Source organism: Endozoicomonas sp. ALD040, assembly GCF_049275945.1.
Taxonomy (GTDB): domain Bacteria; phylum Pseudomonadota; class Gammaproteobacteria; order Pseudomonadales; family Endozoicomonadaceae; genus Endozoicomonas_A.
In genome coordinates, this window is sequence record NZ_CP184829.1 from 2,953,505 (window position 1) to 2,979,763 (window position 26,259).

A 26,259-nucleotide genomic window follows, 5' to 3' on the forward strand; every position below is an offset into this window, starting at 1 on the left:
TCAGTTGCCCAGAGTTTATGGCTGTCAAATGCTCATGCCAGTGAAAAGAGGAACCTGAACCGATCATGAAAATCTGTATCTTTAATGCCAAAAAATACGATCGTGAATTCTTTGACCTGTGCAATGCCGATACCGGCTTTGAACTGGAATACTTTGATATTCACCTGGATGAAAAAACCGCTCACCTGGCCAGAGCGGGTGATGCCGTCTGCGCTTTTGTTAATGACGATCTCAGTCGGCCAGTTCTGACTGTCATGGCGGAGTATGGTATCAGACTTCTGCTTATGCGCTGTGCCGGATTTAACAATGTTGACCTGGATGCGGCAAAAGAGTTGGGTATCACTGTAGCAAGAGTTCCGGCTTATTCTCCCGAGGCCACGGCTGAGCATGCCATTGCCCTGATCATGACCTTGAATCGCAAAACCCATAAAGCGTACCAGAGAACCCGGGATGCCAACTTCTCACTGGAAGGGCTGACAGGATTTAACCTCCATGGTCGTGTAGCAGGGGTTATTGGCACGGGCAAGATCGGTCTGGCTGCTGCCCGTATTCTGAAAGGCTTTGGTTGCAAACTGCTGGGTTACGATCCTTATCCGAACCCGGCTTTTGAAGATCTGGGCGGAGATTATGTTTCCCTGAATCACCTGCTGCAACAGAGCAAGCTGATCACCCTGCACTGCCCTTTAACGAAAGACAACGAGTACATGATCAATGAGGACGCATTTAACCGAATGCAACCCGGAGTGTTACTGGTCAATACCAGCAGAGGTAAACTCCTGGATTCAGTGGCAGCGATGAGCGCCCTGAAAAAAGAAATACTGGGTGGACTGGCGCTGGATGTCTACGAAAACGAGCAGGACCTGTTTTTTGAAGACCTGTCCGATGAGGTGATTCAGGACGATGTTTTCAGACGCCTTTCAGCCTGTCACAACGTTATTTTTACCGGCCACCAGGCTTTTCTTACCGAAGAGGCGCTGATGGCCATTGCCAAAACCACACTGGGCAATGCCAGAGCTTTTTTCGAGGGAAAAGCCTCTGGCAACGAAATAGCCAGAGATGTGCCAGATCAGCATTGAGGTCGGACCAGTGAGGCCCGACCCATATACTCAGTGTTTGGCAGCTTTGAGCGCTTCTTTCTCAGCGTCACTCAAAAAAGAAATGGCCAGACCATTTTCCTGAGCCTGACGGATCTGCTCAGGGGAGAGACCAGCAGCAGGCGCCGCGACTTCATACTCATAGGGCAGCTCAATGCCTTCCACCGCCGGATCATCGGTATTGATGGTGGCCAGCACGCCATGTGCCAGGAATTTCCTGAGCGGGTGCTTTTCAATACTTGGGAAAGTGCTGGTCTGGATATTTGACGTCAGGCAGGACTCAATACCAATGCGGTGTTCGGCCAGGTAATCCATCAGCGCCGGGTCCTCAATGGCTCTGACACCATGGCCAATTCGGGTGGCACCCAGATCACGAATAGCCTGCCATACGCTTTCGGCGCCCACTGCTTCGCCCGCATGAACCGTGACATTCAGGCCAGCATCACGGACCTGTTTGAAGTGCTCGACAAACAGCTCACCCGGTTTGCCGAACTCGTCACCGGCCAGATCAATTGCAACCAGTCTGTCCTTGAAGGCCAGACAGGCATTCAGTTCCTGCTGGCAGGCTTCCTGGCCAAAAGTACGACTCATGATACCGATGAGGTTGGTTTTGACGCCAAAATCACGGCTGCCGGCCTGAACACCGTCCACGACCGCTTCGACCACACCCTGAGGATCAAGGTTGTGAGTCATGGCCATATAGTAAGGGCTGAAGCGCAGTTCGGTATAATCAATTTGGGCATTCAGGGCGTCTTCAACATTCTCATAGGCGACTCGACGACATGCGTCGTAATCTGCCAGAACCTTTACACCCCAGTCCAGCTTGGCCAGAAAACTCACCAGGTCAGGCTCATTGCTCATAACCCGAACATGGGGAATCAGATCTTCCAGATTATTGGCGGGTAACTCCAGATTGTGCTGCTGGCCCAGCTCCAGAATGGTCCGGGGGCGAATATTACCGTCCAGATGACGATGAATGTCGGTGAGGGGGATGGACTTGTCAATCATGTTAATGCTGCTCTCATCAATTTCAGGGTCCGCGTCTCTTTAGCCCGGGACCATTACAAAATGCGATGTCGGGGGGAATGAATATTACAGGGAATCAGTCATAAGTCTAAGGCGAGAGTAGCGGATTTCCCTATTGGCTGGGGAAATTTTGTCAGAATGGCTAACAACAAAGTTATTCAGGACCAAACAGGGGAACAAGCCGTACTGGTCAGAGTCAAAAGCTATAAGACTTATTGAATTAAATATTGTAAGAGGAGTATTACTATGGCAAATCCATCTGGCGCAGTGGGCCCCCCATCAGCGGCTGGCATGAACGTTCAGACGACACCTAAAATGCCCGCGAAGCCCCGGGGTACTACTGCGATGTATTCATTGAATCGATGCTGTGAATATAAAAACAAATTAAAAAAGGTAACCTCAGGTTCCGAATGGCCAATTGCTCCTGGTTCGCCTCTCAGGCAATCTTCTGCGAAGGTTGAAAAACATCTGGAAGCCCGGTCGATAGAAGCTGCTTCATCCAGTCAGGGCTCGTTAACCAATCCACAAAAGATTAGCGGGACCACTGAGGCTGGAATTCACGCTGAGCGAAAGGAAATGGTTGAATGTACGCTGGAGAATTACTTGCGCCTCTGTGAGCATAGTCGGCAGTTAAGCAAATTTTTTGCTGTTGCTTTAGAGATTGAAATGGGATTGGATGACGATATTTCCTTCTATCAGAATGCTTTAGTTGGTCCGCATATCGATCAGCAAGAATTACAATCAAAGGCTCTTGCGCTGAATGAGAAACCCAAAATGTTTGGAGCCAAAGGTCAGGAGGCTCTTGAACTGGAGAGTAAAATTCAGGAGCTTATTCGACAACCTCTAGGTAGCAATAAGCCAATGAATCGACCCCAGGGCGAGCAAGGAACAAAGTCGTCTGTTGATGAAAAAGTCATGAATTTAGAGAAACGTCTGAAATTAGCTGAAAGTCAGATAAAAGATATGCAGAACGACCTTGGCAAAACGCAGAAAGAAAAAGATGCATTATCCAAGCGTCTTAAGCTGCGGGAAGCTTCTATAGAAGCTTACATCCGTCGCATTGAAGAAGATTATCATATCAAAGAAAAAACCCGGGTTGAAAAAGAGAAACAATCCAGACGGGCTGACAAGCTGCAGAATGATTTATCAGCAGCTTATCAACAAATAGATGAATGCAATAATTCCATTTTCGAAATCAGGAAAGAAAAAGATGCCCAATCCAGACAATGGGATATCGACAGGGCTGCTATGGAAAGAGAGATTGAAACCCTGAGAACTAGCCTGAGAGCACTCTCGGTTAACAACCCGACGGCAAAGACGAAAGCCTCCCCGTATGCTCGTTAATCGTCAAAACAGTTGTGAATTTTTTAATGTTGTAAAAGGAGTATTACATGATAGGTCCATTTGGCGCAGGAAATCCTTCAGCAAAAACTGACCTCGCTCAGGAGTTACCTAAGACGCACAGAGGCACTGCGATGTTTGCATTGTATCGATGCAGTTATTATCGACAAGCATTACGCAATATTTATCTGAACGGGACCTGCCTGACTTTACCTCCCCCCCCAGAACATTGCACGCTTCTGGAGGGTGGTAAACGTCTACAAAAACGTACGGTGGACGTTTCTTCATCCCTGCAGGAGTCAACTGCATCACAAAAGCTTACCGAAGACAGTGAGGCTGGACCCCGGGCTGAGCTGGAGATAACCCGGGCTGAGCTGGAAAGAATGCATGAACGTATTCAGGGAGATTACCAGCGCTTCTGCAAGCTCCATAAAAAGTTCACTGAAGTTATGGGCCTTGTTGAGGATGCTGAATCGGCATTGATTAAAGACTTTGATTTCTATTATGACCGAGTGTTACTCAGTCTCAAAGAGGATGAGAGGGAGAATGACTCTTACAGACTCCGGCATGAAAAAGCTGTGCTATCCAGACGGAATGAGCAGTTAGAGAAGCAGTTACATGAGAAGAACACAGTGCTTGATGCCAAAGAAAAACAACTGTCTGACATGCAAACCACAAACGTTCAATTGCTTCAAAGGCTAAGAGATATGCATCAAAGGCTAACGTCCGAGGGCGCTGATGTGGTACCCAAAGAGGCGCTATCTCAGCTACAGAATGATCTGCGAGAGACTCAGGCTCTCTTGCAAGAGAGAGAGAATAAAGTGAGTGCCCGGGTTGCAAAGGCTACTCCGAAAGCACTCTCAACTGACAACCAGACGGCAGGGACAGAAGCTGGACCGGACGAGGCTCGTTAACAGGCAAACGGTTTATGAATTTTTGAATGTTGTAAAAGGAGTATTACAATGGCCAACTCACTCGACTTAACAATGAGTCCGCTTGGACATGACCCCATTAGATCTGAGATGCCAAGGGGCCATTCGGACAGCATTGCGAGATATGCATTGCGTCGTTGTTATGTTTGTAAAGATGCATTAGGAAAATTACCGACAGAAGACACGATCATGTCGGGTTTTTCTGCCCCTCCGGAAAATAGCCCTTTTTGTCGTAAAGATCTGGAGTCCCGAGAGGTGGCAGTATCTTCATCTTGTCAGGGCCCGACAACTATTCTGCGAAAAGTTAGCGAGGCCAGTGAGGCTGAAATCGAGGCTGAACTGGAGAAAATGAATGAACGTATTCAGAATGATTACAAGCGCCTTTGTGAGTACCGCTCGCAGTTAATGGAATTTATACAATTTGCTAGGCAGACTGAAACTATATTGGAAGAAGATATTCTCTTCTATACGAAAGCGTTTTTAAGTCTGCCTAAGGATCAGCAAGCATTAGAGGTAACGACTAATGAGCTGCATCAGAAAACCAAAATGTTTGAGGCCGCAGATCAGGAGGTTCGTGAACCGGCTAGAAAATTCCAGAAGCTTACACTACCGCTTGAAGATAGCAAAAAGCCAATGAAGCGACTGCATGACGAGCAAGAAGCAAAGGCGCTTGTTGATGAAAAAATTAAAAATTTAGAGAAGCTTTTGAGTGAATACCATAGTCGTTTATCGAAGATGTCTAGCATCTTTAGCGAAACCGAGAAAGAAAAATATAAAATATCAAAAGAAAATGATTATTATCTGGCGTTATTGAAAAAAGAATATGCACGACGTTCGGATAGAGAAAACCAGATCGTTAGAGAACATGAAGAACAAACTGAGAAACAATCCGAGCGGATTAAAAACCTGAGGAAATGTATAGCAAGATATAAAAGTGACTATCAGAAACAATCCAATAAGATTAAAAGACTGAGGAAGCTTGCAGTACAAAATAAACTTCGCTTCGAGACTGATAAGGCTATCAAAAAAAAACTCAGTGATGAAAAAGATGCGCTATCCAGACGGGTTGAGGAACTAACGAATGAGTTACATCATCAAACCGCACTGCTTGAAGGCAAACAAAAGCAACTCTCCAATACAGTAAGTCAAAATGCTCTTTTTATGAAAATGCTGAAGCGTTCATCTCAATTGAACAGTACCAGAGTGCTTGAATTGATAAAGAGTAAAAAGATGTTCTCTCAGCTTCAGAGTGAGCTGAAAGAGACTCAGTCTCTTTTGAAAGCGAAAGAGGCTGAACTGAGCTCAAGGGATGCTGAATCCATACAGTGGGATATCGACAGGGCAGCGACGAATAAAAAGATTAAAAACCTGAGGGCTAAACTGAGAGCACTCTCAATGGACGACCAGACGACTGATACTAAAGCTACATTGGATGAGGCTAGTTGATAGTCAAAATAGTTGTGAATTTTTAACGTTGTAAAAGGAGTATTACAATGGCAAATCCAACAGGTGCAGCAACCTCTGCACACATAATTGACCAGAGTGTTCGGATCAAAGATATGATGTCCGGCGACGATCCCGCCAGCGTTGCAGAATATTCATTATATCGATGCAGTGCTCTTACAGAGCCATTAAGCAAGATGCGTAAAGGGATCACTGTGGAAGGGTTACCTAAACCCCCTTCGCAGTGCCATCTTTTGAGTGATTTTAAATGTCTGGATCGTCGGACGGTGTCAGCGCATCCATCCCTCGAGGATAGTACTGAGGAGATGCCAAGCGTTTTAAGCAGGATTAACGTAGGCACAAGAAGCGTTTTAAGCAAGATTAATGCAGAAAATGGCTGTGGAATCTGGGCTGAACTGGCAAATATGGATCAGCAAAGAAGGGCGTACTACCATCGCCTCTGCCAGCTTCACAGTCAGCTCTGTGAATCTCTGAATGTCGCTCAACAGGTTGAAAACTTATTAGAAAACGATATTTCTTTTTATATCGAAGTGTTACAAGGTCAGCATAAGGGTCAGGAAGAATTACCGGTAATGGGCAGTAAATTCTCTCAGGCTTTGACTGCACACTTAGGTTCTCTTGAGAGTGCGCTAGATCAGAAGACGAAAATACTTGAAGCCCGAAATGAGCAATTTCATGAAATGGATAAAAAAATCCAGGAGCTTACGCAGCAGGCTGTACTTAGCAAAAATACAGCGTTTTCGGTAGCGGACGAACAAGTCAGAACCATTCAAACTAAGGAATTAGTCAAAGAATTAGATGACCAGCTGAGTCTATCTCGTAAGCGTTCAGCTCTGATGCGGGAAGAGCTTAAGGAAGTTGGAATAGAAAGAAAAGAGGCTCAAGCTGCCCTTCGCAGTTTCGAAGCTGGAAAACATGTGAGCATGGAAGATTTTAAGAAGTTGAAGGCGGATTTAGCACAAGCTCGTGGCGATCAGCATATTTTAAAAATAATAAAGAAAGATAGAGATGAACTATTCGGAATAGTTAAAACGCTGCAGGATGAAAAAGGTAAACAATACGAAGAATTTTACAGGACGAAGCAGAAGTTATTAGAAATTAGAAGGTTCTCAAATAATCAGCAAGTTGAATCAGAAAAAATGCAAAAAGCAATGCAAGAAAAAAACGATGTGTTGTCCAGACGGGTTGAAGGGCTGGAGGCAGAGTTAGCAGAAGCTCGTCGTTGTTCAGAGGCTCATCTGGCTCTTTTAAAAAAAATGCGGAAAGAAAAAGCTCAACAATCCAGGGGAGCGAGCCAACGTGAGAATGAGTCAGATCCAAAAACCACAGAGCGTGACGACATTCAGGGGGAACTGTTTGAACTGGAACTTGAAAACAATCATTTGATGAGCCAGTTGGCCTGTAGAGAACAAAGTCTCAGAGCTGAAAAAAGAATGCGCTCTCAGCTTGAGAATGAGCTGGAACAGACCCGGTCTCTTTTGCAACAGAAAGAAGATGAGGTGATCGCCTGGGTCAATCAATCGAGACAGTGGAACACCGCCAGGGCGGCTATGGAAAGTGAGATTGAAAATCTGATGGATAAACTGAGCATGCTATTACAGAACAACCAGTCAGAGGAGATGGAAGTTTCCTAATAGTCAAACGGTTTATAAATTTTTTAATAGTGTAAAAGGAGTATTACTATGACTTACCCAATTAAATCAGCAGCAGGATCTTCATTTGTATCTGACCCCAGGGTCAATGAAAATGTTGCGATGCCACCTGAAGCGCCTCGCAAATGTGCGGACGGTTCTGCAACGGATTCATTGCGTCGATTCTCTGCTGTTATGGATACATTAAGCCTGTTGCGCAAAGGCATGACCGTGGAAAAGTTGCCTGACCGTCCTGAGCCTTGCCATCTTCTTTATGGTGCTAAAAGTCTGATGTTACGGAAAGTGGTAGCTTCTTCACCACGGTATGACTCGCCAACCGATTCAGGAAAGCTTGAAGACAGAGAGCCTGAAATTCTGGCTGAGCTGGGGAGAATGGAAAGACGAACTCAGGAGGATTATCAGCGGCTCTCCAGGCTCCATAGTCAGCACTCTGAGGCTATGGATGTTGCTCTAAAGACTGAAACGGAATTGAAGAACATTTTTCCCTTCTACCACAGTGCAATGGCAAGGCAGCATCATGATATGCAAAAATTAGAGTCAATGCTTGTTGAGTTGCACGAACAAAACAAAATCCTTGACGCCAAAGATGAGGAAGTAGATGAACTGGTTAGAAAAAATCAGGATCTTACACGAGAGCTTGAAAGCAGCAGAAATAAAGCGTTCAATTTGCAGAATGTGGAAGACATAATCATTCGTAATGAAGCATTAGTCAGACAGTTAGAGAATAGTTTAAGAGAAGCTTTTAGTCGTTCAACATCGATGCAGAAAGAGCTTAATAAACTCCGGCAAGAAAAAGCTGCAAAATGGAAACCTGCTGACAAGCCGGATAGGGATTTAGCAAAAGTTCAACCTGATCCAAATGTTGATAAGGATACCTTAAGCACAATCCTTAAAGAAAAAACTGCACTATCCAAACGGATTGAAGAACAGGACAGATTGTTAGAAGACACCAGGAAACGCTTGAAAGTTGCTGAAGATTACATGGTCGATATGCGGAATGAAAAGCATGCACTAGGCAAACAGCTTCGGGAACTGAAGAATAGTCTGGAAAGAGCTAATTGTGACGCAAGTGAGCATGCAAGCGCATTAAAAAAGGAGCGTGCAGAAAAATACGGGCTATCCAGACAGCTTAACGATCTGGAGAAGCATTTATCAATTGCTCAGCATGCAACAGGTTATTATCAGAAAAAGGCTATCGATGCCCAGATAGAATTAATAGAGCAATCCAGAAGGATTAAGTAACTTGAGGATGAGTTACGCCAGAAGGGCATAGCAGAGACAGAAGCCTCCATGGATCAGGCCCGTTAACAGTCAAACGGTTTATGAATTTTTTAATAGTGTAAAAGGAGTATTACTATGACTTACCCAATTAAATCACCAGCAGTACCTTCATTTGTATCTGACCCCAAGGTCAATGAAGATGTTGCGATGCCACCTGAAGCACCTCGCAAATGTGCGGACAGTTCTGCAGTGGATTCATTGCATCGATTCTCTGCTGTTATAGATACATTAAGCCTGTTGCGCGAAGGCATGACCGCGGAAAAGTTGCCTGACCGTCCTGATTATTGCCATCTTCTTTACGGTGATAAAAGTCTGATGTCACGGAAAGTGGTAGCTTCTTCACTGCGGTATGACTCGTCAACCGATTCAGAAAAGCTAGAAGACAGAGAGGCTGAAATTCTGACTGAGCTGGGGAGAATGGACAGACGAACTCAGGAGGATTATCAGCAGCTCTCCAGGCTCCATAGTCAGCACTCTGAGGCTATGGATGTTGCTCTAAAGACTGAAACGGAATTGAAGATCATTTTTCCCTTCTACAACAGTGCGATGGAAAGGCAGCATCATGATCAGCAAAAAATAGGGTCACTGTTTGGTAAGTTGCAAGAACAATACAAAATCCTTGACACCAAAGATGAGGAAGTAGGTGAACTGGTTAGAAAAAATCAGGATCTTACACGAGAGCTTGAAAGCAGCAGAAATAAATTGTTCAAGTTGCAGAATGTGGAAGACATAATCATTCGTAAAGATGCATCAGTCAGACTGTTAGAGAACAGTTTAAGAGAAGCTAATCTTCGTCTAACATCGATGCAGAAAGAGCTTAATACACTCCGGCAAGAAAAAGCTGAAAAATGGCAACCTGCTGACAAGCAGGATAAGGATTTAGCAAAAGACCAACCTGATCCAAATGTTGATAAGGATACCTTAAGCACAATCCTTAAAGAAAAAACTGCACTATCCGAACGGATTGAAGATCTGGAGAGACTTTTAGAAGACGCCAGGGATCGCTCGAAAGCTGCTGAAGATCTCGTGGCCGGTACGAGGAATAAAATGAATCAAAAAGACAAACAGCTTCGGAAACTGAAGGAGAGTCTGAAAAGTGCTGATCGTAACGCAAGTGAGCATGCAAACGCAGTAAAAAAGGGGCATGCAGAAAAACACAGGCTATCCAGCCAGCTTAAAGCTCTGGAGAAGCAGTTATCCATTGCCCAGCAGGCAACAGGTGATTATCAGAAAAAGGCTATCGATGCCCAGATAAAATTAATAGAGCAATCCAGGCGGATTGAGCAACTTGAGAATGAGTTACGCCAGAAGGGCATAGCAGAGACAGAAGCCTCACCGGATCAGGCTCGTTAACAGTCAGACGGCTTATGAATTTTTGCATAGTGTAAAGGGGGTAATACAATGGCAACACCAGCAGGCACAGCAAACCGACCGCTCGAATCTAACATTTTGGTTAATCAAGATGTTGAGTTGGCATCTGAGTTGCCCAGCAACCATACGCGCCATACTGCGATCTATTCATTGCATCAATGCAAAGCTCTTACAGAGATATTAAGCAAGATGCGCAAAGCTACGATCGTAGAAGCCTTGCCTGAACCCCCTGTGCCTAGCCGTTTTAAAAGTCTGAAGTCGCGGACAGTGGCAGTTTCTTCATTCTGGCAACGTTCGCCAACCGATTCAGGAAAGTCTGTCCAGGCCAGTAAGACTGAAATCCTGGCCGAGCTGGATAAAATGGATGAGTGTCTTCAGCAGTATTATCAGCGCATCTGCCAGCTCCATAGCCAGCTCACTAAAACGCTGGAAATTGCTTTGCAGACAGAAACGGCATTGAGCGACGATATTCCCTTCTATGAAAAAGCGTTACAAGGCCAGTATGAGAATCAGGAAAAATTACCGTTAATGGGTGGTGATTTCTACCAGTCTTTGACGGCAAACAAGCGTTCTCTTGAGAATGAGCTGCACGAGAAGACTAGAATGCTTGAAAAAAAAAATAAGCAAGTTCATGAACTGGGTAAAAGAATCCAGAATCTGGTACAACGGGCGGAACAAAGTGAAAATAAAATGCTTGCGGCGCAAAACGAGCGGCTCAGACTAATTGAAGGTGATCAAGAACTCAGTTTTTTACACAAGCGTCTGAAAGATTATGATAGTAGTGAAAAACTTCTTAAGCGAAATCTTGATGAAGCTCAGCAAGAACTTAATAGGGTTCGGCAACAAAAAAGAGATGCTGCTAAAGCCTTTGAAGGGATTAATAGAGGGCTTAAGGATGATTTAGTATCAACTAATGCTCGCTTAATAGATAGCGGGTATGAAATAGATCGTCTAGGCATTGACGCTGCAAAGCTGAAGAAGAATTTGGAAGAAGCTGAAGGCTCTCTTACTGCAGCTGGAAATGACATAAGAAAATTCGAGGAAGAAAAAGATGCGCTATCCAAGAAGGTTAAAAAACTGGAAAAGGATTTAGCAGAAGCTAACCGTAACTATCAGGAATCCATAAGAACAATCCGGGAAGAAAATGCAGTTCTTAATCGTGGCTATCAAGAAATCATAAGAAGAATGCAGGAAGAAAAAGACTTACTTGATCGTGCCTATCAAGAGACCATAAGAATAAACCAGGAACAGGCTGACCATCTAAATTGGCGTATATCAAAAGCTCAACATACTGCAGGTTCTCATCAGGATGACGATATCAGAGCCCGTTTAGAGCGATTGGAACAATCAAGACCGACTGAGCAGCTTGAGAATGACTTACGCCAGAAGGCCACCATGCTTAAAGCCACACAAGAGCAACTGTCTGAAGTTGAAAGTCAAAAAGCTCATATGCTGAAGAAGTTAAAAAATATGCATAAAAAGCTCACTGCCAAGGGTATTGATGTGGTACCCAAAAATACACTGACTGAGCTTCAGAATAACCTGCAACGGACCCAGTCTCTTTTGCAACAAAAAGAGGATGAAGTCACTGCCTGGGTCAACCGATCCCGACAGTGGGAGACCGACAGGGCAGCTTTGGAAAGGGAGATTGAAACCCTCAGAGCCCAGCCAGGCAGGTTTATACAGCACAACCCGACAAGCGGAGATGAAAGCCCCCTGATCAGGCGGGCTGATAGTCAAACGGTTTAAGAATTTTTTAATGAAGTAAAAGGAGTATTGCTATGTCCAATCCAATACACAATCCCGCAAGAGCATTGACTGAATCTCAATTTTTGGGGAGAGAAGGGGGGCGGATAACACGAGAGAAACCCGGCAAGAATCCAGGTCAAGCTGTGGAGTACGCATGGAGACGCTGTCGTGCCTCTAAAGGCAACTTAAGCATGGTGCTGGCAGGAAAGACGGTATCAACCTTGCCTGCCCGGCCCGAGCATAGTCGTTTTGTGAATGGCGGTAAATCTCTGGGGGACCGGACGGTAGGGCTGGAGCCGTCTGCATCCTGGTTCGGTAGTTTTTTGCCAACCTGTTCGCTTCAGCCTGCCCAGGCCAGCGATGCTGAAACTCAGGCTGAGCTGAAGAAAATGGATGAGCGCATTCATGAGTATTACCAGCTTATCTGTCAGCTCCATAGTGACTACTGTGAAGTTTTGAAAGCTGCGCAACAGACTGAAGATGCATTAGGTAACGATATTCCCTTCTATGAAACCGTGTTAGAAAGTCAGCGCAAGGATCAGCAATCGTTACAGCTAATGGCCAATGAACTTCTGGATGAGTTCGAAACATTAAAAGACAGCTTCCTTGCTGATATCCAGCAAAGAGATCAGAGACATTTGCAAGCTTATGATCAAGATCCTTCAAAAGCTAACTTCGCGCAGGCTTTGATTGCCCACGTTCGCTCACTTGAAGATGAGCTGCGTCAGAAGACCCTGTTGCTGACAAATAAAGATGAGGAAGCTCATGACCTGGATAGAAAAAATCAGGAGCTTACACGACAGGCTGAGTTTAGTGAAAAACAAATGATTCAGGCGCTGACCGAGCAAGACAGAATGGGACGTGTTAAAGAGGCAGCTGGCACACTAGAGACGAATTTGCATGAGGCTAGTCGTCGTTTAAAAATTTTCCAGAACGCCATTGATAAACTCCACAAAGAAAAAAATGCAGAATCCACAAGGGCTGACAATCTGAAATTCCAGCTAAATCAGGTCACAGCCCAGTTACGGGAAAGGACCAGGAAGGAAGGGCAACAGTCTGAAACAGAGCTTGAAAACATTCGCTTGAGGAGGCAGTTGGATAATGCACAAAGCAGCCTTAAATCAGTATCAGAACCTTTAGAGAATTTTGCAGCGTTGCAACTCAGAAGTGAACAGTTAGAGACGCTGACAAAAAATCAGACGCAAGATTTGCAGAGAATCAGGGGTGAGCGAGATCAGGCCCATTCGAGAGTTGTGGCTATTGAAGAACAGTTGAAAAGCCACCACGCAGAAATGAAGCAAGTCATGGATGAGACAAAGAAAGCCGAAAAAGGCCTGAACCAGCTGCAATCTCAGATTCAACGGCTGCAAGCCCAGCTCGTCGAAGCACGAGAGCACAATGAAAAATTGCAGGCCGACAAGCTGTCTTCTGACACTGAGGTGCGTCAACTCAGAACACGTTTCGCCAGTCAGGTCTCTGATGCACGAATCAAGGCCAGCCAGGCCAATATCCAGCTTAATATGGAGTTAAAAGAGAAGAAGAAGCAGCTTGAGAAAGAAAGAGCTCATTACCACGAGCTGTCGGCTCAGCTTGAGTTCCTGAACGGTGCCATGAAAAAGGAGAATGAAAAAGCATCCGGGTATTTTGAAAAAAGTCAAAGGCTGGAAGAGAAATTCAGACTGGGTAAAGAGCGGTTAACCGAGCTTGAATCTCAAAAAACGCAGCTGAAAAAACAGTTAAAGGATACCCAAATTCAGCTTAAAGGCTCTAACGGTCGCGTTTCAGCGCTGGAAGTTCAGCTGGGTCAGCAGAACAGGGAACTGGAACAACTCAGAGCCACGGGAGACGAACTGAAAGCCAACAAAGAGACGCTCGCTCAGGTTCAGACTGACCTGCGACAGACCCGGTCTCTATTACTAAAGGCTTCTACGGCAGAGACAAGCGTAAAAGAAGCGCTGCAAAAGAAAGAGCATGAAGTGAGAACCTGGATCGCTCAATCCAGGGAGTGGAATACCGCCAGGGCAGCTCTGGAAGGAGAGGTGACTACCCTGAAAGCTGGATTGCAAACCGTGTTAAAAGAGCAGCGCAGAGCGGAAGCAGAATTCACCCAACAGGCCAAGAGCCTTGAGGATCTGGCAAAGTCGCTGCTGGCATCAGAAACAAAGCTGAAACTGGCTTCCAGAGAGGCTCAGTCAGCCCGGAGCTCTCAAACCCAGCAGATTGAATCGCTGACTGTTGAGGTCTCTGAACTGAGGCGTCTCAAAGAGAAAGCTGAAGATGCATTGCTGACATTCGAGACCCGGTTCAAGGAGGACTATAGCCAGTCTGAGCGCAGTGTGAGTGAATTGAATCAACAGCTCATTGCCTTGAAAGCTCAGCTGAGCAACGTTTCCGAAGCGGAGCAGAGAGCGATCGGTGAAGTAGCGCAGGCGAAGTCAGACTGCAAAAAGTTCAGGAGTGATGCTGTTCGTCTTGAGCAACAGGTAGACAGGCTCACCAGAGAGGTCTATCGACTCAGGGATGAGCAGAAGAAGGCCAAAATAGAACTCGGGAAAGAACGGCTTGAGTTGAGAAGTGAGGTAGCAACGCTGAGGGAGAAAGCTTCAAAAGCGGATATTATTGAGCAGGAGCTGCAGCTTAAGCAAAAGGCCTTCTCCGATCAAAAAGCTCAGTTTTCCCAGACGGAAAGTGCACGCAAGGCTCAGCTTGAGCGGCTCAGGCAGGATCTGGACGAGTCCAATCAAAAGCTTCATGAAGAAGAGGCGGCTAAATTAGGCTTTCAGCTGGATTACAATTCTGCCAAAAGCCATTTGGAACAGTTGCAGCAAGAGCACGCTGAGGCCATGGCTGAAATTGACAGGTTGAAAGTCTTGTTAGAAAACAGTGGGCAGGCGGCAAGGACTGGTACTGGTTTTGATTTCCGGGAGTCCGGCGTCGAGTTTGACGATCAGGGAGCCTATGTCAGTCTCAGTACCGCCACACATCAACCCAATTCTTTACTTCAACCTCTTTCTATGGACGGTGAAACCAGGTTGACCGATCTTCAGGCTCAGGGTCCTCGAGGTGTCTCTCGCTTTGAGTATCAGGATCTTATGAGGAAGAAGAATGAGTTGGAGCAGCAGATGTCAGACCTCAAGGAGGAACTCAAAATGGCTCAGGATCAAAAGCGAGAGCATAAAAAACGAGTCAGTGAGGCCGCCCGTGAAGTGGCAGACATCAAAAAACAGCTGACAGAGGTTAAGGCAGAAAGTGAGCAATTTGCGCACATTGCGAGCGATCGGGCAGAAGAAGAGAAAAAATGGCGTGAAGAGGTCGGTAAACTGACCAGAGCAAAGGCGCAGATTGAGCTTGAGAAACAGACTCAGGTGGATGAATCTCTTGAATTTGCCGATAAAACCGTGCTTCGAAATGCTGAACTGGAGACAGAGGCGGGGTACTTGAGAACCCGGTTGGAGGATCTGGAATACCGTCTGGAAAAAGAAATGCCTACTGTTATGCAGGAAAATGAGAATCTGACTCTGCAAAATGAAGCCTTCAAGACGGCACTTCTTGATGTGGTTGGTTTATTCAGAGAGAAGCTGTCTGAAGCGGATCAGCAACAACTTGAAGACAAGCTTTTGAAGATACAGTCACTGCTGCTACCGCCACAGCAGTAAAATACTGCCTTTGAGGTTAAACGGCATCTATTGAACAGATGTCGTTTTTTTCAGCTCTAATACCAATCGAACTTTCTAACTACCCGGATTGCCGACGTAATGGCGTCATTCAGTGACAGCAAACAATCAATCTTTCTTCCGTAGTTCGGTTATTTGCACCGTACCCTCTTCAGTAACAGTGAACACATGGCTGCCATCGCGGCTGAAGCTGGCTGTGACAAGACGACTATCATGGGAAATGATAGCTTTTTCGACCCATGTCCCACGGGTCTGCTGACCAATGATTTTAGTGGTTTTGTCCTTGCTGGTAGTTAGCACGTGGCGGCCATCAGGGCTGAAACTGGCCAAAAAGACCTCCTGTTCATGAAAAAGTATGGCTTGACGAATCCAAAATCCATGGGCTCCCAGACCATAAATGCATACCGTACCAAAGGTTGAGTGAGACGAGGTACTTCCGGCGCCCACCACATAGCGGCCATCCGGGCTGAAGCTGACAGAGACGACGCGGCTAATATTGCGAAAGATGATTTGTTGCCTCCATGATTCATAGGCATTCTCGCTATAGATTTCTGACTCTCCATAACGATTGAGGGTAACCCAATGGCGGCCATCGGGGCTAAAGGAGACGGTGGCCGATTCGACATCAGCCCTGTGGGAAATCTGTACCCATGATCCATCAGCTGCCTTGCCATAGATTTTTGGCTTGTCATATCCAGCGGTTATTACCAGATGGCGGCTATCAGCGCTGAAGCTGGCTTTCACTTGAGGACTTCTCTGGCGACTGGAACCTGTTTCTTCCCATGATTCATCGTCTTTCAGGCTATGAATTTTTATCTCGTGACCCCAACTGGCGGTCACCAAATGGCGGCCATCGGAGCTGAAGGTGGCTGATGTGACTATATTGTGATGGCGAATGATGGCTTTTTGTTCCCATGATCCAGTGTTACTCAGACTATGGATGTGCGCCGTCCTATCGTGACTGATGGTCACCAAATGGCGGCCATCGAAGCTGAAGATGGCTGATGTGACCTTATCGTGATGGCGAATGATGACTTTTTGTTCCCATAATCCGGTGTCTTTCCGGCTATGGACCTGCGCCGTCCTTTCGTTAAAGTTGGTCACCAAATGGCGTCCATCGGGACTGAAGGTGGGCGACATCAGATTACGTCGATGTTTAATGGTGGTTTTTAGCTCCCATGATCCATCGCTCCCCAAGCCAAAAATTGTTGCCGTGTTGTCCTGACTGGCAGTCACTGCATGCTGACTATCGGGGCTGAAGGTGGCTGAACTGATAGGATGATCATGAATGATGTGTTTTTTTTCTGGCCATGATCCATCATCCTCATGACCGAAGATTTTCACCGTCCTATGAGAATTGAACACCATCAGATGACGGCCATCATCACTCAGGGTGGCTGAACGGGATTGGTAATTTCTTTCAATGATGGTTTTTGTATCCAACTTGAATGTTTTGTATTGAGACATAAGTACAGTCTTGGTGAAAAATAGCAGAGCAGGTACAGAAGCACCCGTCTTTTGGAGATGGGTAAGTGACGTCAATAAGGTCTTATCGTTCGTAAACGACCCAAGCCAATCATGGACTTGTTGATTACTTTTTGTAGTGATGGTTTTTCTCAGTTGATACTGGTGTGATAAAGGAAACCGACGAAACCATGCTTTTGCCAGGGCGTTATCGCTTTTAATAGCATCGCGAAAGTGGGTGCATACCTGTTTTAAGCAGTGAATATCCCGGAGCGACAAATATCTGAAGATGAGGGAATATGATGTTGTGGATAATAAATGCAGCAAAGATTGTATCTGCCTGTCAGGTACAGTGACGGACCTGTCGGCGTGGATAGCAGTGGTTGTTGCCGATTGAGCTTGCTCGGGTGGTGGTGAGGGTAAATCTGTAATTTCGAGCTTGTTATTTATAGAATTCATAGTGTTTTTTACTTACGTCAGGATTTCCTTTCGACCAGTTACGACATTTAAAAATTGATTTTGGTAATTAGATTGGGTTTTGGAATAAAAGTTCATAAAAATTTTTTGAGTGCAACTAACAAATTTAAAAAGACACCCATAAATTTGCTTTACAAACATTTAAAAACAAACATTTAAAAAGACACCCATAAATTTGCTTTACCATCCACCTGGTCTACTTTTTCACCCATCACTGATTTTTTACCCAGACAGGTGAGTTCATGGCTCAGGCCCGCAATACTCTGATTGACCCCGGTTCAACGCCCTATTACCACTGCATAGCAAGATGTGTTCGTCAGGCTTACCTCTGTGGAGAGAACCACCTGACTGGCAAGAACTACGAGCATCGCCGCCAGTGGGTGGTGGATAAACTCCGGGAACTGGTTTCAGTCTTTGCTATCGAAGTCTGCGCTTACGCTGTCATGTCGAATCATTATCATGTGGTTTTGCACATCAATCAGTCATCTGCCAGAGGCTGGTCACGGGACGAAGTGCTTCACCGTTGGACGACCTTGTTTACAGGCCCACTTCTGGTACAAAGGCATTTGGCTCCTGACAAACTGGGCAGCGCTGAATTGGCCCGTATTGATGAATATGCTGAGGAATACCGACGTCGTTTAACGGATATCAGCTGGTTTATGCGCTGCCTGAATGAATATCTTGCTCGTGAGGCCAACAAAGAAGATGAGTGTAAAGGACGCTTCTGGGAAGGTCGCTTTAAAAGCCAGGCATTGCTGGACGAAGCAGCGTTACTGACCTGCATGGCCTATGTTGACTTGAATCCGATTCGGGCAGGAAAGGCAGAAATACCGGAAGAGTCGAACTACACGTCGATTCAGGAACGAGTGGAGCAGGTTAAACATTCTGAGACTAAAAAACAGCCGCTGACCCTGAAACCTTTCTGTTTGCAGGGACAGGAAGCGGACGTTGCCCTTCCCTACCTTCTTCACGACTATCTGGAACTGGTTGACTGGAGTGGCCGCATTGTCAGGACAGACAAGAAAGGTTCCATCCCGTCGTGTACCCCTCCTATTCTTCAAAGACTGGAAATTGATCCGGATGAGTGGCTGAAAACCATGCAATGGAATAATCGTTTTTATCGGGCAGTTGGCCGTCTGGAGGCGATGAAGGCCTTTGCACTTGAAGCCGGACAGAAGTGGCTTCGAGGTTTAAACGCCTGCAGTCGTTTGTACCTGACAGGTTAGTGTAGAAGTCAGTTAAGACGTCAAAGACCCTCTCTTTATCTCTTCGACTTATGTCGGAATGGATTTGCATTGTCTGAATTATGGCTTGGACAGCCTTTGTTCGTTGGATGGCGCTGTGTGTCTCATTGATACGCTACTTGAGGATAGATTTTCTGATCCTTTTTGGGAATACAGTTTTTGAATGTCTTGTTTTTTTTATGGGTGTCTTATTTTTTTTTTGGGTGTCTTATTTTATTATTTTAATTTTTTGACGAGGCTGTTTTTTTATGGGTGTCTTATTTTTTTTTTTTTTTTTTTTTTGTTGATGTAGATGTTCGACTTAGTGCTTGGATTGCAATGATCGATAAAATAACTTCTTGATTCACACGACAGAATGAGGAGCCGCAATATCCACTGAGGCTATCGCGGCTCTTTTTTTGTTTTGCAGTTTGGCTGGAGAGAAACCAGCCAAAACGTTACAAAGAGATTTCTTTCTCGTCAGGTGATGATGAAATCGTAGAGTTATCAACTCTTTGAACAGATGCCGTTTAATTCAACCTCAATCAGGCATTAAAACGCTTGAAACGATTAGCCAGTCCATTAGTGGAACTGTCCTGATCGGAAGTCGTACCGGACTCTTTCAGGCGGTCATAAACCCGGTTGCCCAGAACCTTGCCCAGTTCTACACCCCATTGATCAAAAGAGTTGATCTGCCAGAGGGTTCCCTGCACAAAGACTTTCTGTTCATAGAGTGCCACCAGAGCACCCACCACCTCCGGAGTGATTTTCTCAGGCACAATCATATTGTTGGGACGGTTGCCGGGAATCACCTTATGAGGCGCCAGAGCGTCAATATCGGCACTGCTTATGCCCGCCTTCGTTAACTCTTCACGAACCTCATCCAGATTCTTACCCTGCATCATGGCCTGACTCTGGGCCAGGGCGTTGGCAAATAGCCATGGATGCTGTTCGCCCAGTGGATTATGGCTGGTGGCCGGAGCAATGAAGTCCACAGGAATCAGTCGTGTACCCTGATGCAGCAACTGGTGATAGGCGTGCTGGTCATTAGTACCTGTGCCACCCCAGATAACGGCACCTGTCTGGTAATTAACGGTGCTGCCATCTCTGCGGGTCTGCTTGCCGTTACTTTCCATATCCATCTGTTGTAAATGGCCCGGGAAGTCACGCAGGAAGTAATCGTAGGAAATAACGGCGTGGGACTCTGAGCCAAAGTAGTTCTGGTACCAGACGCCCAGCATACCCAGGATAACCGGCATGTTCTTTTCCAGAGGTGCCTGGGCAAAGTGCCTGTCCATCTCCCAGGCACCTTTCAGCAGTTTCTGGAAGTTCTCAAAGCCCACTACCAGGCTGATCATCAGTCCAATGGTGGACCAAAGAGAGTAACGGCCACCGACCCAGTCCCAGAGTGGCAGGGTGTTTTCCTGGGCGATACCAAACTCATCAATGGCTTTCAGATTGGTGGAAATAGCCACGAAGTGTTTGCGAATGTCGGACTCGGCACAACCTTTTTCCAGCATCCAGGCACGGGCAGCCTGGGCATTCTGCAAGGTTTCCAGTGTGCCAAAGGACTTGGAAGCCACGATAAACAGGGTGGTTTCTGGATCAATCCTGCGGAAAACTTCTGAAATTTCGTTCGGATCAATATTGGCTACATAGTGATGTTCGAGCCCTTCAACATGATAAGGCGTCAGAGCATTGATGACTGTCTTCAGACCCAGATAGGAGCCGCCAATACCAATATTGACAATGTGTTTGATGGCTTTGCCGGTGAAGCCTTGCCACTCGCCAGAATGCACTGAGTCGGTAATGCCTTTCATGCGCTTGTGGGTATCACGAATTTTAGGCATGACATCTTCACCGTCGACCATGACCGGATCTGTGCCAGAGTTACGCAGGGCTGTGTGCAGAACGGCACGATTCTCGGTGTAATTGATTTTGTCACCACGGAACATGGCCTGAATGGCCTCTGGCAGTCTGGCTTGTTCAGCCATCGTCATCAGGGAAGACATTACATCGTCGTTTATCAGATTTTTGGAGTAATCCAGAAACAGGCCAGCCGCTTCCAGGCTATAGCGTTCAAATCGGTCCTTGTCAGCTGCAAACATTTCTCGCAGGTGCGTGCCTGCCATCTTTTGTTGCAGGGTTTCCAGCGATGAGGATTCAGGCAAGTGTTGAATAGGACTCATGTGAGTACAGCCTCGGAGTGTTGTGATAGAAAGTAGAATTTATGAATGGTAAGTACTCAACCATACGAAATCATATTTTCTGACTTATTGTTCAGGCACTCGCGGCAACTGCTCCTGCGTTGCTCTAGCTCCTGCATCCATGCAGTCGTGATGCGTTGCAACTCAGGTCACATAGCTTGCTATGTTCCCGTCGTTGCGCCTTGCAGAGCACCTGCCCAATAAGCCAGAAATATTCGATTCCGTATGGCTGAGTACTTACGAATGCTTTGTTGATTTAATGAGGTTTCTGCTCCTTATATTTTTGACTGCATATATCATCAATTTTTTTTTCTATATTTTTGTAGGTATCTTTTTTAAATTTCAATAAGTGGCGCTGCTCTTGATCAATCAATGTCAAATGCTCACCTGACCGCTCAACGTTAGCCAATAAAGTTTCCTTCTCTTCATCGTCGTCATCCCTGGCAAACAGTTGCCAGGGCTTCTCTGCTTCTTTTTTGGCTGATCCTGTAGACACGAAGTCTAAACAGCCATGGATTCCGTTATCTTCAAGAAAAACCAGAGTGAAATGATTTTTTTCTCCACAATCAGAATCGCTGGAAGCATTTCCCGAGCAAATTATCAATGCACCCGCTGTCACTTTCTTCCCCAGCACTTCAGGGTTTAGTAACAACCACATGCCATAGGGAGCTTCCTGGGCAGTCAAAGCAGGAGGACTGTAGCTGATGAGTGTCAGTAATCCTATACTCAAAACACTCATGCACCGGCTAAACCAGTGTGAAACCTGTCGTGTCCTGTCTTCCATAGAGTCTACCTTCGTATCGTTGAGTCTGGTTCAGTATAAGACACTCCTTCCCTGTTTAGCTCCCGGTTAATTCAACCATTGCTAATCTTTCTGACTTGTTATCGTGATGTTGTCAATCAATCGGGCCTTGCCGAGGTAGGCGGCTGCCAGAATCACCAGGTTCTGGTCATCGGGACCCGCTGGCAGAAGCGTGGTAGTACTGCTGATGTTGAAATAGTCCGGCTTGAATCCAGCCTGTGCCATTTTTGCAAAAGCGTCACGGCGCAGCAGGTCATAATCACACTCGCCCGCCAGAATAGCTTCACGTGCGGCCCGCAGACAGCGATAAAGCGTGGGGGCTATTTCTTCACGTTCTTCCGGTGTCAGATAACCGTTGCGGGAACTCATGGCCAGTCCGGTATCTTCGCGGGCGATAGGTGCACCGACAATCTCAACAGGTATGCACATGTCTTTGGCCATTTTGCGAATAATGGCCAGCTGCTGGAAGTCTTTTTCTCCGAAGACAGCCACATCGGGACGAACAATATTAAACAGTTTGCTGACCACTGTGGCTATACCTGTGAAAAAGCCCGGACGGCTTTTGCCACAGTGCATGCCATCCAGCTCTTCGACACTGACGTGGGTGTGATGTTCGCTGCCTTCAGGATAAATTTCTGTCGTCTGGGCAGTGTAGAGCAGATCTACTCCCTGCTCGATCAGGAGCTGCTGGTCCTGCTCCATGGTGCGAGGGTAAGAGTCGTAGTCTTCATTCGGGCCAAACTGCAGTGGGTTGACATAAATGCTGACAACGACCACATCGCAGAGTTTCTGGGCTTTTTCGACCAAAGTCAGGTGACCGCCATGCAGATTACCCATGGTCGGCACGAAAGCTACGGTTTTGCCTGCGGCTCTGCAAGCTGCTACCCCAGCCTGGATTTCAGCGATGGTATGAAGTGTTTTCATAGCGAATAACTAGACGATCAGTGACTTTAAAAAAGCCAGTATTTCTGGCTTTTGGCGGTTGTAAGAGATTCTGTTTATACCATTCAGCCAGATCATTCAGAAACCTGACTGAATGGAGAGACTCAATTGAAGCTGTGTTCCGGACCCGGGAAAGTGCCATCTTTAACTTCTGCAACATACCGAGCCACAGCTTCCTGTGGGGTGGCACTGTCTTGCATGTAGTTTTTGACAAACTTGGGCTTGCGGCCTGCTGTTAGATGGAGCATGTCATGGAGGACCAGAATCTGGCCATCGGTTGCGTCTCCGGCACCAATGCCGATAACCGGGATGTCAACTGCTTTGGTGATTTCCCGAGCCAGGTCATTGGGTACGCATTCCAGAAGCAGCATGGCCGCACCGGCAGCCTGCAGATCAATGGCAGCCTGGATCATGCTGTTGGCTCTTTCCTCTTCCCGACCCTGAACCTTGTAGCCGCCAAAAACATTAACAAATTGTGGGGTGAGTCCCATATGGACACAGACAGGAATGCCCTGCTGCCTGAGGCAGGTCACGGTAGGAGGCAACCAGCCTTCACCCTCCAGTTTCACCACTTCGGCACCGGCCTGCATGATTTTGGCGGCACTGATGACTGCCTGTTCTTCGGTGGCGTAGGAAGCAAAAGGAAGGTCTGTCATGACCATGGAGTCATGAGCTGCCCTGGCTACACAGCGGGTGTGGTAGCACATGTCATCGACGGTGACGGGAACCGTGCTGCTATTGCCCTGTATGACATTGCCAAGAGAGTCCCCCACCAGAATGACTTCAACCCCCTGAGTGTTGACCAGATGGGCGAGCGTCGCGTCATAGGCCGTCAGGCTGGCAAATTTCTCGCCGGATTGTTTCATGTCGGCCAGGGTTTTCAGGGTTACTTTAGCCATCTATCAGGACCTTGAGCCTTTAGCGTTAACTGGAAAGTGCTTTGTGGCGGATTATACGCAAAGCAGTCAGGTGTGTCAGTGCTTCTGGGGAAGCGTGATTCGGAAGTTTATCGAATGAGCGTAAACCTCCGTACTTTCGTTACGTGCTTTCGTTACTTGCTTTCGTTACTTGCTTTCGTTACTTGCTTTCGCGACACCCTCTTTCATGTCGGGGAGGATGTCAAAGCCAGGGATACTTTGTTGCCATGACTTCAATACCTGCAGTTCCGACTTCTGCCAGAAGTGTGGCTGCCTTGCGGCCATCAGGCAGGGTCAGGTCAGGGTCTATATCCAGAAGTGGACAGAGCACAAAGTTTCTCAGATGCATCTGATAGTGGGGCACTGTCAGACGATCGGAATCAATGATTTCATCACCGTACAGGATAATATCAAGATCGAGTGTTCTCGGCCCCCAGTGCACGGTTCTGATTCTGCCATGGTTATTTTCAATGGCTTGTAAGGCGTCCAGTAACGGCAGTGGTGCGAATGTGGTTTCAATCCGAACGGCAGCGTTGTAATAGTCAGGCTGTCCTGCAGGCCCCACCGGTTCACTGATGTAGAGCTTTGAACAGCCTGATAATTCAACTTTGGACAGGGAATCGATGTCGTCCACGGCTCTTTGCAATTGCAGACCGGGATTGTCCAGATTGCTGCCCAGGGCTATATAGACGCTGGTCATAATGCTTCAGCTTCGCTGGTTTATTGCGGTTTGTTCGTAACAGGAGGACGCTTGCGTGGGCGGCGTCTTCTTCGTTTCTGGCCTCCCTTACCACCGGGACGGGAATGAAGGTCGCGAATCATGCTGTTTCTGTCCTGGTCAGCAGAGTCCTGGATGTCGGTCCACCACTCCCCCGCTCCGTCCAGTGCTTCACCGGCGGCTTCCCTGAGTACCAGAAAATCGTAGGCGGCCCTGAATTTAGGGTGCGCCATCAAGGACTCAATGGCTCTTGGCTGACGGCGTTCCAGTCTGTGCTGCATTTCCCATATATCCCGTACTACCATGGTGAAACGTTTTGGAACCGCAGTGTGAGTACACTGATTGTCCAGCACGACCATGGCTGCCTGTTGCAGAGCGGGTATGGGAGGAATGCCCTGCTCACGGAGATCTCCGGCCAGTCTTTGCAGCGGCGTCCAGAGGAAGGCAGCAAATAAAAAGGCGGGAGTGACGGGTTTGCCACGGGCAATGCGTGAATCGGTACTTTCCAGCGCCCTGATAATCAGTGCTTCAGCAAATTCATCCTGAGCTTCAAGGCTGTGATGTGTTGCCGGGAACAGGTACTGAAGCAGACTGTATTCACGCAGAAGGTGGAAAGTTCTTACCCCTTTGCCTGATTGCAGTAGTTTCAGCACCTCGTCAAACAGCCTGGCCGATGGTATGTCACTCAGCAAATGACCCAGATCATAGATGGGGTCCGCAGTTGCAGGGTCCATATCGAAATCCAGCTTGGCCATAAAGCGCAGCGCCCGTATCATTCGGACCGGATCTTCGTGGTATCGTTTAACCGGATCACCGATCAACCTCAAGGTCTGATCTTCAAGATCTTGAAGACCACCGCAGTAATCTATGACAGAGTGATCACGGACGTCGTAATAGAGTGCATTGACGGTAAAGTCTCGACGAATAGCGTCGTCTTTCATTGAGCCATAGACGTTGTCTCTGAGAATCCGTCCGGAATCAGAGTGATCGGACTTGTCCTTGCTGTGGCTATCATTGCGGGCATCATCATGACCGGCCCTGAAGGTGGCGACCTCAATCATTTCGCGACCAAACAGAATATGCACCAGCCTGAATCTTCGACCAATGATCCGTGAGTTACGAAACAGTCTGCGGACCTGTTCAGGCGTTGCATTGGTGGCAACGTCAAAATCCTTGGGGTGCAGGTCCAGGTAAAGGTCCCGGATACAGCCCCCTACCAGGTAGGCTTCATAGCCATTATTGTTCAGTCGGTGAAGTACTTTCAGAGCATTTTCACTGATTTCACGCCGTGAAACAGGGTGGTTTTCTTGAGGAATGCGAGTCTGGTCTTCAGACTGGGATTGGTCAGGCTCCCAAACAGAGTCGGGTTCAGGAAGCTGCGATTCAGGGGGTGCAGAGTCTTTTTCTGTGGATGGCTTAAGCAGGAAGTAAGCAGCAAGCGATATGCCCAGCACCACTAATACTGTAATAATGATGCCTGTCATGATGAGTTTTGCATGAAATCTTTGTTGGTTAGTCAGTAATATCGTCGCGGTGGATCAGATGTACTGCTCCAGTCTGGCGTACATCATAGCATTCCAGTGGGGGATGTTGACACAGGTTTATAGTCTTTAGGAGCTCATATCAGGACATCAGACAGGTGTCAGATAGAAAAGAAAAAAGGGGGAAAGGCAAACCTCCCCCCCTTAGTTGGCGAATCATTATTATTTTTATTGTATCGCCGGAGACTGTAAACGGATGATTTTGCTGGCTACCTTTTCCATGGTGAACCCGGAGGGCATACTGCAAAATAATCAACTTACTTTTGCCCTTATTGTTGTTATTTGGGCAGGGTTATTATTTTTATTATTTGTGCTTATTGTTATTGTTTTGTCAGTCTTTAGCATAGGTTGTGCCAGTTTTTTAACTTGTTGATTTTTAACAAT

Annotated in this window: 18 protein-coding genes; 10 read left to right on the forward strand and 8 right to left on the reverse strand. The window is 46.7% G+C overall.

What is annotated here, in order from left to right; genetic code table 11:
• Nucleotides 1-65 precede the first annotated feature (65 nt).
• Nucleotides 66-1,076 (forward strand): 2-hydroxyacid dehydrogenase, encoded by a 1,011-nt coding sequence (locus ACOJUN_RS10520; protein WP_422136582.1) that lies wholly within the window; start codon nt 66-68, stop codon nt 1,074-1,076.
• A 30-nt stretch (nt 1,077-1,106) separates the two neighbouring features.
• Here ACOJUN_RS10520 and add read toward each other — a convergent pair whose 3' ends face one another.
• Complete coding sequence (add, locus tag ACOJUN_RS10525) at nt 1,107-2,102, reverse strand: adenosine deaminase (protein ID WP_422136583.1); 996 nt, start codon at nt 2,100-2,102, stop codon at nt 1,107-1,109.
• A 264-nt stretch (nt 2,103-2,366) separates the two neighbouring features.
• Between add and ACOJUN_RS10530 the strand changes: the two genes are divergently transcribed.
• From ACOJUN_RS10530 to ACOJUN_RS10565, 8 genes are all read left to right on the forward strand, one after another.
• Nucleotides 2,367-3,464 carry a hypothetical protein gene (locus ACOJUN_RS10530; RefSeq protein WP_422136584.1) on the forward strand — a complete coding sequence of 366 codons (1,098 nt, stop codon included), beginning with the start codon at nt 2,367-2,369 and terminating at the stop codon, nt 3,462-3,464.
• 47 nt (nt 3,465-3,511) lie between these two features.
• Entirely contained in the window at nt 3,512-4,375 is an 864-nt protein-coding gene (locus ACOJUN_RS10535) for a hypothetical protein (RefSeq protein ID WP_422136585.1), read from the forward strand.
• Between the two features lie 48 nt (nt 4,376-4,423).
• Nucleotides 4,424-5,839, forward strand: coding sequence for a hypothetical protein (locus ACOJUN_RS10540; protein WP_422136586.1), 1,416 nt, complete (start codon nt 4,424-4,426; stop codon nt 5,837-5,839).
• Between the two features lie 47 nt (nt 5,840-5,886).
• Entirely contained in the window at nt 5,887-7,491 is a 1,605-nt protein-coding gene (locus ACOJUN_RS10545; protein ID WP_422136587.1) for a hypothetical protein, read from the forward strand.
• A gap of 48 nt (nt 7,492-7,539) precedes the next feature.
• Nucleotides 7,540-8,751 carry a hypothetical protein gene (locus ACOJUN_RS10550; RefSeq protein WP_422136588.1) on the forward strand — a complete coding sequence of 404 codons (1,212 nt, stop codon included), beginning with the start codon at nt 7,540-7,542 and terminating at the stop codon, nt 8,749-8,751.
• 114 nt (nt 8,752-8,865) lie between these two features.
• Nucleotides 8,866-10,143 carry a hypothetical protein gene (locus ACOJUN_RS10555; protein ID WP_422136589.1) on the forward strand — a complete coding sequence of 426 codons (1,278 nt, stop codon included), beginning with the start codon at nt 8,866-8,868 and terminating at the stop codon, nt 10,141-10,143.
• 48 nt (nt 10,144-10,191) lie between these two features.
• Nucleotides 10,192-11,910 carry a hypothetical protein gene (locus tag ACOJUN_RS10560; RefSeq protein ID WP_422136590.1) on the forward strand — a complete coding sequence of 573 codons (1,719 nt, stop codon included), beginning with the start codon at nt 10,192-10,194 and terminating at the stop codon, nt 11,908-11,910.
• A 32-nt stretch (nt 11,911-11,942) separates the two neighbouring features.
• Nucleotides 11,943-15,566, forward strand: a complete 3,624-nt coding sequence (locus ACOJUN_RS10565; protein ID WP_422136591.1) for a hypothetical protein — start codon at nt 11,943-11,945, stop codon at nt 15,564-15,566.
• Between the two features lie 126 nt (nt 15,567-15,692).
• Here ACOJUN_RS10565 and ACOJUN_RS10570 read toward each other — a convergent pair whose 3' ends face one another.
• Nucleotides 15,693-17,507 carry an F-box/WD repeat-containing protein gene (locus ACOJUN_RS10570; RefSeq protein ID WP_422136592.1) on the reverse strand — a complete coding sequence of 605 codons (1,815 nt, stop codon included), beginning with the start codon at nt 17,505-17,507 and terminating at the stop codon, nt 15,693-15,695.
• A 260-nt stretch (nt 17,508-17,767) separates the two neighbouring features.
• Here ACOJUN_RS10570 and ACOJUN_RS10575 point away from each other — a divergent pair, with 260 nt between their 5' ends.
• Nucleotides 17,768-18,751: a transposase gene (locus ACOJUN_RS10575; protein WP_422136593.1), complete on the forward strand. Its 984-nt coding sequence runs from the start codon at nt 17,768-17,770 to the stop codon at nt 18,749-18,751.
• A gap of 542 nt (nt 18,752-19,293) precedes the next feature.
• Here the strand turns inward: ACOJUN_RS10575 and pgi are convergent.
• From pgi to pcnB, 6 genes are all read right to left on the reverse strand, one after another.
• Complete coding sequence (gene pgi / locus ACOJUN_RS10580) at nt 19,294-20,937, reverse strand: glucose-6-phosphate isomerase (protein ID WP_422136594.1); 1,644 nt, start codon at nt 20,935-20,937, stop codon at nt 19,294-19,296.
• Between the two features lie 274 nt (nt 20,938-21,211).
• On the reverse strand, nt 21,212-21,739 hold the full coding sequence (locus ACOJUN_RS10585; RefSeq protein WP_422136595.1) for a hypothetical protein: 528 nt from the start codon (nt 21,737-21,739) through the stop codon (nt 21,212-21,214).
• A gap of 81 nt (nt 21,740-21,820) precedes the next feature.
• Nucleotides 21,821-22,681, reverse strand: a complete 861-nt coding sequence (panC, locus tag ACOJUN_RS10590; protein ID WP_422136596.1) for a pantoate--beta-alanine ligase — start codon at nt 22,679-22,681, stop codon at nt 21,821-21,823.
• Between the two features lie 122 nt (nt 22,682-22,803).
• Nucleotides 22,804-23,598 (reverse strand): 3-methyl-2-oxobutanoate hydroxymethyltransferase, encoded by a 795-nt coding sequence (panB, locus tag ACOJUN_RS10595; protein WP_422136597.1) that lies wholly within the window; start codon nt 23,596-23,598, stop codon nt 22,804-22,806.
• Nucleotides 23,599-23,818: 220 nt separating this feature from the next.
• Complete coding sequence (folK, locus tag ACOJUN_RS10600) at nt 23,819-24,316, reverse strand: 2-amino-4-hydroxy-6-hydroxymethyldihydropteridine diphosphokinase (protein ID WP_422136598.1); 498 nt, start codon at nt 24,314-24,316, stop codon at nt 23,819-23,821.
• Nucleotides 24,317-24,336: 20 nt separating this feature from the next.
• Nucleotides 24,337-25,818, reverse strand: coding sequence for a polynucleotide adenylyltransferase PcnB (gene pcnB, locus ACOJUN_RS10605; protein WP_422136599.1), 1,482 nt, complete (start codon nt 25,816-25,818; stop codon nt 24,337-24,339).
• Nucleotides 25,819-26,259: the final 441 nt, after the last annotated feature.